This is a genomic window from Fulvivirga aurantia, from assembly GCF_009711475.1.
Lineage (GTDB): Bacteria > Bacteroidota > Bacteroidia > Cytophagales > Cyclobacteriaceae > Fulvivirga > Fulvivirga aurantia.
The window spans coordinates 1-7,148 of sequence record NZ_SMMD01000749.1; the positions used below are offsets into that span (position 1 = coordinate 1).

The window sequence follows — 7,148 nt, forward strand, 5'->3', positions numbered from 1 at the left end:
ACCAAAAACCTCCAGTGAACTGGTATTTTTACCCACATCTTCGACAATAATGGTAGCCAGATGCTCATCAATTAGCCCCTGATTGGCTTTTACTTCAGAGGGGTCTAAATAATCATTAAGGTATAATCTGGCAATGTCATCTAAAGTATCGAAGAGTCGGGTTGTGTCAGTATCATTAATTTGCTCTACCTGATACATATTATCATTATAAATTATGTCAAAGCTGTCGTCCTCCCGGCCAGGGTAGTGCATGGTAACTCGCTGCATGTTTCTCCAGTTGATATCAAACACTAATGGGTCTCTCCATCCATTGGCATCTACAGTGAAAATACCAGCCAAATAGCTACGGTATCCCGGGATTTCTGTCAGGTAAATTTCCTCAGCATCTTCACTAGTCATATAAGTAAGTGACCTTGACTCGTCACCCAAAACATCAAATTTATGTACTTTCTCACCCTGCTGAAGAAAAGTCACTGAAGTGCCTGAGCTATGCATAGTCTGTGATAAGCTATCAGCCTGCTGTTTTGCTACAGGCCTCCTCGCACTTACTTGTTTGGCAACAGCAAACAATACTTTTACACGCTGAGGGTCAGCCTTATGTTTACCATTTACGCTCCACATACCTTTGGCATAGGTTAAAGTGACAGTTTCGGAAGGCAATTCTATGCGCACCTCATCTATTTGAGATACGTCATCGTAAGCGAATAGTGATTTATCAACGTCAATCCTATCCTGATCTCCTGTTGTGAAATGTATGATCACGGCAACTGCGACCAATACGATTAATATTACAGCGAGTTTTTTATTCTTCTTCTCCTGCATTATTGCTGTGTATCAAACTTTGAATACTTCTTCTTTCTGAGATAAAACCTAACCACACCGAATAAAAGCAACGCTACTATTGGCAAGACCAAATTGATCATTTGCCATTTAAGCTTTTCATTTTTCACTTTCACGGAGTCGAGCGGCCTGATTTTAACCTCCTTATTTCTTGCCAGAATAAGTCCTGCATCTTCTACCATATAAGCGAGCGCATTCATCAGGAGTTCTTCATTGGCAAATGTTTCATTTAAAAATGGATCGTAACCCAAAGGTTGTGGTTGCCCCGTGTTAGGATTAATTTCATTTTTGGCAAGATCACCATCGCCAATTACAATCAGCTTTGCCTTAGATGATGATTCTGAAACAAAAGCTTCTTCCTCCACTCCTTCAGGCTTAAACCTATTCTTGTATAGTGATGTAAATCGACCCTCAAGCAACCAACCAAGTGGCACATTTTGTTGGTTAAACACCTCGGGACCAAGGTTTTTTCTTAGGTCTTGTATAGAGACCTTTACAGGAGCTGTAACTGTTCGAGAATAGTCTGAAGTCATAAGCAAAGGCGTTTTCTTCACTCCTTTCAGCGCTACTGTATCTACAGAATTCATAAACCTACCCAGTACTGTATTCAAATTTTTTGTGACCGGGTGGTCAGCAAAGCGATTAATCACCGGAAAAAATGGCCATGGCAATAAATTTACTTGTGGCTGATCACCCATATTACCCACCACAATTGGGTAAACACCTGATGTATTATCCTGCACGAGATCACTATTTACCCTAACTCCATACTTAAATAATTGATCATCAAGATTAAGCTCATATGGAAACGAAAAATTGTGTTCACTAGCTACACTGTCCATATTGACATTGAGCTTATCTATCAACATAAGCACACTCCCGCCAGACATGAGGTATTGATCTAAATGATATTTTTCTAATTCAGTAAATGGCTTGGTTGGCTTAGCTAAAATCAGGGCATCCACTTTGTTCAATGCTTCATTAATGAGTACATCCCTCACATTGTACCGCTCATTTAATGCATTTCTAAACCCGGCCGTTTCGAGGGTAGTCAGGGTACCATGCCCTTTGACAATGCCAACAGATTTACGTTCCAGACTCGTCAACTCCTTAATGGCTGACGCCAGCTCATATTCCACATTTTCTATCGACTGATTAAGCTTTTGCTCTGCTGATAGAGACTGATTTCCTTTTAAAAGCATCACGCCTTTTTCTGCTCCTCCATATGACACCAAGGCTCCGGGAAATACGAGTCGCTCGATTCGCTGCCCATCCTGGTTATCAATAATGTTAGTTGGCTGTATGCCCTGTTGCATGAGCTGCCTCATAAATTCTCCTTTGGCCTTTTGACTCATAGCCAAAGTAGGATCATTGAAAGCGTATTGAATGTTTCTCCCGCTGTAGATGCGAAATTCTTCCAGCGTTTCTGCTATTGATTTTTTTAGTCGTTTAAACCCGGCATTTAACTCACCATCGAGGTACACTTCAACATAAACCACATCATCCAACTCGCGGAGCATTTCTTTAGTGGGCTCTTTGATGCTATACCTGCCCTCTTCTGTGAGGTCTATACGTACAAAATATTCTTCAGCGATCATATTAAGCACTATGACCACCACAAGACCAATAGCCAGTTTTAAGAAATCTTCTAAACGTTTACTTTTCCAGTTTACCATCTACGACTGCCTAAAACTAGTTTTGTGAGTAATAACATGACGGTGATTACACTTAAGAAATGAATGATATTTCTCGTATCTAATAATCCTTTGCTCATCGCTCTATAATGATAGGCAAGGCCTAATTGCTCCAAAAATAATGACAGCGACCCCCAGACATTTACCGCAGCCATCGATTCAAGCCCCGAGTACAGGATAAAACATAAAAAAACCGCTACAATAAATGATACGATCTGATTGGTGCTAATCAGTGAGGAAAACACACCTATTGCTGTAAATACACTACCTAACAACAAAAGACCTATGTAGGAACCGGCAACACCAGCACTATCTACATTACCCACAGGATTACCCAACTGATAAACCGAATAGTAATAGATGAGTGTAGGCACAAGTGCAAAAACAACCAACACGACACCAGACAGGTATTTACCTAAAATAATCTGCCAATCATTGAGAGGTTTTGTGAGTAGTAGCTCAAGTGTTCCTGCTTTTTTCTCTTCCGCAAACATGCGCATTGTTATGGCCGGTATCAGAAACATAAACACAAATGGGCCAAGTGCAAATAATGTCTCCATATCTGCATACCCATATGCCAAAACAGAAGTTTCGGGAAACACCCACATGAGTAGACCTATGCCTGTGAGAAAAACGCTTACCACTACATAAGCGATTAGAGAATTTAAAAAACTACTTACCTCTCTGGATAGTATTTGAAACATTAGGTATTGTCTGATTTAGTCAAATCCTGAAAGATATTTTCCATAGTGACCTCTTCCTGAGACATGCCCACAAGGGTCACTTCATTTTCGGTGGCAAACTTAAAAATAGATGGTCGTATATCCATAGATGGGTCACTGCTCAAGGTAAATTTACCATCCTGCAAATGCTTCACTTCTTTTACGCCATCAATCACTTTCAACTTCTTAGCATCAACAACTTCTGAAAATTCTACATGCACAATCACAACCTTCTTAGCGCTGGTTTTTAGCTGCTCTATAGCATCATTGGCCACAAGTTTCCCATTATTAATTACCACTACACGATCGCAAAGGGCCTGCACCTCCTGCATTATGTGTGTACTAAAAATGACGGTTTTATCTTTACTTATTGCCTTTATAAGATTTCTAATTTCAATGATCTGATTGGGATCCAGACCGGTGGTGGGCTCATCTAGAATAAGCACTTTAGGATCGTGTATCAATGCCTGAGCCAGACCTACACGTTGTCTATAACCTTTAGAAAGCGCCTCTATTTTTTTATTTTGCTCTTTGGTAAGTCCGCAAAGCACCACGATTTCATCAATTCTATTATTGAGTCTTTTGCCTGATAACTGGTGCAGACCACCAACAAAGGAGAGATACTCTCTCACATACATCTCCAGGTACAGGGGGTTGTGCTCCGGCAAATAGCCAATACTTGCTCTTACCTTTTCTGGCTCACTTTCAACATCAAACCCGCAAACCTCTACCCTACCGGACGTAGGTGGTAGATAGGTAGTGGCAATCTTCATTGTGGTGGATTTGCCAGCACCATTTGGACCGAGAAAACCTAATATCTGACCTTCTTTCGCCTCAAACGAAACCGAGTCGATAGCTTTCTGTTCTCCGAAAATTTTTGTGAGATTGGTTACTCTTACTGACATAGCACTGAATCAACGACAAATCTAATTAACTCAATACAACAATGGCAACAATTTTGATTAATATGGCTCGGCTCAGGTTTTACGAAAAGTAATCTTATAGTAAATTAGTCGCAGCATTTTTGGGAACTTTGCAAAGACAAGTAGTCGTTTAAAGCATTTACAATTTGAAGCAATGACATTATACAAGTACGTAGTAGCTATCTCTTTATTTATAATATCTTTTACCAGCCACGGCCAAACAGGTTATGATCTCAAATTTGAGATTAGTGGATTAGCCGACACGACAGTGCTGCTAGGTAATTTCTTTGGCGAAAGCACTTACGTGAAAGATACAGCCATGGCAAATGCCAATGGTGAGTTTAGTTTTCAAGGTAATGAGACACTAGAAAAAGGAATCTATTTTCTTGTATTAGGCAAAACGAGGTTATTTGATTTTCCCATAGGCGATGATCAGCATTTTACGCTTAAAGCTAACAAGCCTGATTATGTGCTCAATATGCAGGTGTCAGGAGATAAGGATAACAAACTGTATTTCAATGACTTAAAATACAACGCAGAAAGAAATAAGGAAGCTCAACCTTTTATAGAGATCATAAGAGACAGCACCTCAGCACCAGATGAACTAGCTGGTGCAAGGGAAGCCCTGGATGCGTTGAATACAAAAGTAATGGCCCATCAGCAGGAGCTCATTGATGCGCACCCTGATGCAATTATTTCTAAAATACACAAAGCCAATAAGCGCATTGAGGTACCGGAAGCACCGGAAGGAACAGACGAGCAGACTTATAAATACAATTATTACAAATCGCACTATTGGGATTATTTCGACCTATCTGATCCGGTGATGCTCAGGCTGGCCAATCCTGTTTATCAGGAAAAATACAACAACTACTTAGACAAGCTCGTCTTGCAGCAGCCCGACTCCCTCATCAAAGAAATCGATGCTCTTGTGGCTCAAGCAAAGACAAACCAGGATACTTATAAATATGCAGTGTGGACGGCAGTGATTAAATACCAGTACCCTGAAATAATGGGCTTAGACAAGGTTTATGTTCACCTTTTTGATAAGTATTTTGCTTCAGGAGAAATGGATTATTGGGCAAATAATCAATTGAAAAACAATTTACGAGACCGTGCAGATCAACTGCGAAATAGCCTTGTGGGTAATAAAGCGCCAAACCTAATCATGCAGGATCAAAACCTGCAGAGACGTGTACTCTATGATATACCCAATGCCTACACCGTAATTTATTTCTTTGACCCGGACTGCGGGCATTGCAAGAAAGAGACCCCTAAACTGGTTAAGTTTTATAATGAGACAGATTTTGATGTAGAGGTATTTGCAGTATCTGCAGACACATCTTTGGTTAAAATGAAGGACTATATTAAAGACATGGACATGAATTGGGTAACCGTAAATGGTCCGAGAACTTTTACACAACCCTACCAGACTTTATATGATGCTACGACTACTCCTACAATTTATGTATTGGACAGAGATAAGAAGATCATAGCCAAAAAGCTTCCCGCTGAGCGATTAGAAGAGTTTTTAACTCGATATGAGGCCATTGAGGAGAAAAATAAGCCATAGATGTGACTAAACTTTGTTGATTTGTTGACGTAAAGTATTTTTACAACAGGTTAAAACTCAAAAACAAAACAACATGTCATTTATAAGTAAAATCTTCGGTAAGAAGAAAAAGTCGTTTAAAGCTACGTGCGATATAAGCAATGAGCCGATTGAAAAAGGCTTTGGCTATTTACTCACCACCTCAGAGGTTGTAAAGTCAAGAAAATTTTGGGATAATATCATGACAGAGCCTGAGACGATGTCATACACTATTTCTCATTTTAAAAACCAGGACAATACAGCCACTCAAATGAGGTCTATGATATTCGACAAGCACAGCACGGTTGACAAACCCTGGATGGTTTCTGACTCTTACATCCATCTCTTTGATGTGGATAAATCAAAGGCCCGACATATGGCTAACGATTGGTGGGAAAACGAAGGCAATTTTGAACCCGCAAACTCCGGAGCTGCTTTGAGCACTTTAGATGATAAAGAGTATCAGAATATAAAGCAGTATGCCATCATGGAAGCAGGAAGAGAGAGAGTAGCTTAGGCTACTGCTCGATCGAGACGGCTGAGAACTCTACCAACTCTGTTTGCTCAAATCGATAGCTAATTTTTATAGGATTGCAACACACTTCGCAATCTTCGATGTAAGTCTGTGCGCTCACAGAAGGGTCTAGCAACATCGATATCTCAGCATTGCAATAAGGGCAGAGAAACAGGTGCTCAAACATAAAAGTAGATTTTAATCTTATTTCTTTCCTTTAGGGCGAAGTGGTCTCACTTCAATATCTACATGGTGGTAGTTATCTGATGACTTGAGACAATGAATAATTGACGAGGCAATATCTTCAGGCTGCATCATATTATCATTGGCCTCTACTGAATCTATCTCATCAAAAAAGTTGGTTTTCACGGAGCCCGGATAGATACAGGTAACTTTTATGCCATAGTTTCTCAACTCTTTGTACATGGAATGAGAAAGGCCTCTCACGGCATGCTTTGTGGCACAATAAGCAGACATACCGGGAATACCGGTTGTTCCCGCAATAGATGAAATATTAATGATATGACCCAAATCATGCTCCTTCATATTTGGAATGAGTAATTTGGAGCAGTAAAAAATACCATCTACGTTGGTTTCGAACATTTGATGCCAGCGATCCATGTCCATCTCATCGAGATATCCTTCAAATCCAAGACCGGCATTGTTTATAAGTATAGAAATATCTTCACCAACTTCACTTATGGTCTGGTGATAAGCGTTTTCAACAGATTTAAAATCACGAACATCCGTCTTGACAAATTTGAATTGATCATTGACAAGATTTGGCTTGGTTCTACCCCACCCTACTACAGTGGCTCCCTCTTTTAGCAGATACTCTACTGTGGCAAGACCAATACCTTTACT

At 40.1% G+C, this 7,148-nt stretch carries 8 protein-coding genes; 2 read left to right on the forward strand and 6 right to left on the reverse strand.

The window, feature by feature from the left end; translation table 11 throughout:
* The 4 genes from E1176_RS09015 to gldA all read right to left on the reverse strand — a co-directional run.
* Positions 1-822 (reverse strand): DUF4340 domain-containing protein (locus E1176_RS09015; RefSeq protein ID WP_155210280.1); only part of this gene is annotated, 822 nt, incomplete at its 3' end.
* Positions 822-2,516 carry a gliding motility-associated ABC transporter substrate-binding protein GldG gene (gene gldG / locus E1176_RS09020; RefSeq protein ID WP_155210281.1) on the reverse strand — a complete coding sequence of 565 codons (1,695 nt, stop codon included), beginning with the start codon at positions 2,514-2,516 and terminating at the stop codon, positions 822-824. The genes E1176_RS09015 and gldG, both read right to left, overlap by 1 nt.
* On the reverse strand, positions 2,510-3,238 hold the full coding sequence (gldF, locus tag E1176_RS09025) for a gliding motility-associated ABC transporter permease subunit GldF (RefSeq protein ID WP_155210282.1): 729 nt from the start codon (positions 3,236-3,238) through the stop codon (positions 2,510-2,512). The genes gldG and gldF overlap by 7 nt, the downstream gene beginning before the upstream one ends.
* Positions 3,238-4,161, reverse strand: a complete 924-nt coding sequence (gldA, locus tag E1176_RS09030) for a gliding motility-associated ABC transporter ATP-binding subunit GldA (RefSeq protein WP_155210283.1) — start codon at positions 4,159-4,161, stop codon at positions 3,238-3,240. Before gldA ends, gldF begins: the two co-directional genes overlap by 1 nt.
* Positions 4,162-4,333: 172 nt before the next feature.
* Between gldA and E1176_RS09035 the strand changes: the two genes are divergently transcribed.
* Together E1176_RS09035 and E1176_RS09040 are read left to right on the forward strand one after the other, a co-directional pair.
* Positions 4,334-5,752 carry a DUF5106 domain-containing protein gene (locus E1176_RS09035; RefSeq protein WP_155210284.1) on the forward strand — a complete coding sequence of 473 codons (1,419 nt, stop codon included), beginning with the start codon at positions 4,334-4,336 and terminating at the stop codon, positions 5,750-5,752.
* A 73-nt stretch (positions 5,753-5,825) separates the two neighbouring features.
* Positions 5,826-6,287, forward strand: coding sequence for a hypothetical protein (locus E1176_RS09040; protein WP_155210285.1), 462 nt, complete (start codon positions 5,826-5,828; stop codon positions 6,285-6,287).
* A gap of 1 nt (position 6,288) precedes the next feature.
* Here E1176_RS09040 and E1176_RS09045 read toward each other — a convergent pair whose 3' ends face one another.
* Together E1176_RS09045 and E1176_RS09050 are read right to left on the reverse strand one after the other, a co-directional pair.
* Positions 6,289-6,471, reverse strand: coding sequence for a zinc ribbon domain-containing protein (locus E1176_RS09045; RefSeq protein ID WP_155210286.1), 183 nt, complete (start codon positions 6,469-6,471; stop codon positions 6,289-6,291).
* Positions 6,472-6,488: 17 nt separating this feature from the next.
* On the reverse strand, positions 6,489-7,148 hold a 660-nt coding region (locus tag E1176_RS09050), incomplete at its 5' end, for an SDR family oxidoreductase (RefSeq protein ID WP_246205983.1).